This window comes from Arsukibacterium ikkense (genome assembly GCF_000987775.1).
Lineage (GTDB): Bacteria > Pseudomonadota > Gammaproteobacteria > Enterobacterales > Alteromonadaceae > Alishewanella > Alishewanella ikkense.
Window position 1 is genome coordinate 1 of record NZ_LAHO01000037.1, and the last position, 1,223, is coordinate 1,223.

Genomic DNA, 1,223 nt, shown 5'->3' on the forward strand with positions numbered 1-1,223 from the left:
CGCGCGCACTATTAAGTGCGCGTATCTTTTATTCCTTGTAAACCAATAACCTTCGCATTTTAGTTCTCATTGGTGGTTATGCGTGTATCGCACCAGTCACCCATCAGGATCAAGGCTCTGGACTGACTGCGTCCGGCCCCTGGCTACTTGTAGCCCCAGAAAACCCTCTGTTCTCCCGCCTGTCCAAGTGATGCAGCATAGCTGCGACAGAATCATGGTTTTAAACCAACCCCTTGATGGCTCAGGCAGCAGGCGATGTTACGGCAAACAAGGTAAAACAGCGTAGCTGTGCAATCAGAACTCTGGTTTTACCAACCCTAAACCGGCATCAGCTACGCTGGGTAAACTCAGTTAAAAGCGCGTTTCACATCAAACTCTACCCCGTCTTTTAGCATGTTGTAACAGGCTCTGGCCAGTTTGTGGGCCACGGCTTTCATCGCTACTACTTTTAAGCTTTTAGCGCATTTACGTTGGTAAAAGCGCTTGATTAATTCATCCGAGCCAATGGCAAAGTGCGCGGCCTCCATAAAAGCCCAGCACAGGTAACGGTTGCCACATTTGCGATTTCCTTCACCCTTCTTCTTACCGTTTGATTCGCGTTTTGACGTAACCATCCGGGCGTAAGAAGTAAAATTGCCGCAACTGTCAAACCGCGTAATATCACCGGTTTCCAGACAAATGGTCATCGATAAAATATCGCCAATCCCAGATACGGTTTTAAGCAGCTGAAAATCCTTGCTGGGCTTAAGTTGGCGTAACAGCTCAGCTTCTACAGCCTGAATTTGCTGTGCTAACGCTTGCATCACAGTCCAATTGGCCTGCAATGCCAGTAACTGCTCTGGCAACAGGGGCAGTGCGGCCACTTGCTCCGCTGTCCATGTTTTAATGGTGTAGCTTGGTGTATCCCGGCCTAAATTGCGCACCAATAAATTCTTGATAGACAGCAGCTGGGTGGTCTTTTGCCGTACCAGCTGCGCGCGTTTACGTGCTAAATCACGCAGAGCACGAGGCTCTTTTGGATAAATATAGCCACAGGGCAACAGGTCTATTCGCAGCAAGTGCGCCAGGTGTCTGGCATCGGCGAAGTCACCGCTGTATTTAAGGCCGTCGTAGACCACCACCGCCGCGGTGTTGACCAGTCGCACATCATAGCCTTCTGCTTGAAGCGCATCGACTAGCCAATACCAGTTGTAAGTCGATTCTACTGCAACAGCGTCAATCTG

Annotated in this window: 1 protein-coding gene; it reads right to left on the minus strand. The window is 49.8% G+C overall.

Annotation, left to right across the window (positions count from 1 at the left end; genetic code table 11):
* Positions 1–347: 347 nt before the first annotated feature.
* Positions 348–1,223, minus strand: an 876-nt coding sequence (locus tag WG68_RS18925) for an IS110 family RNA-guided transposase (RefSeq protein ID WP_046559278.1), incomplete at its 5' end; no start/stop codon positions are given.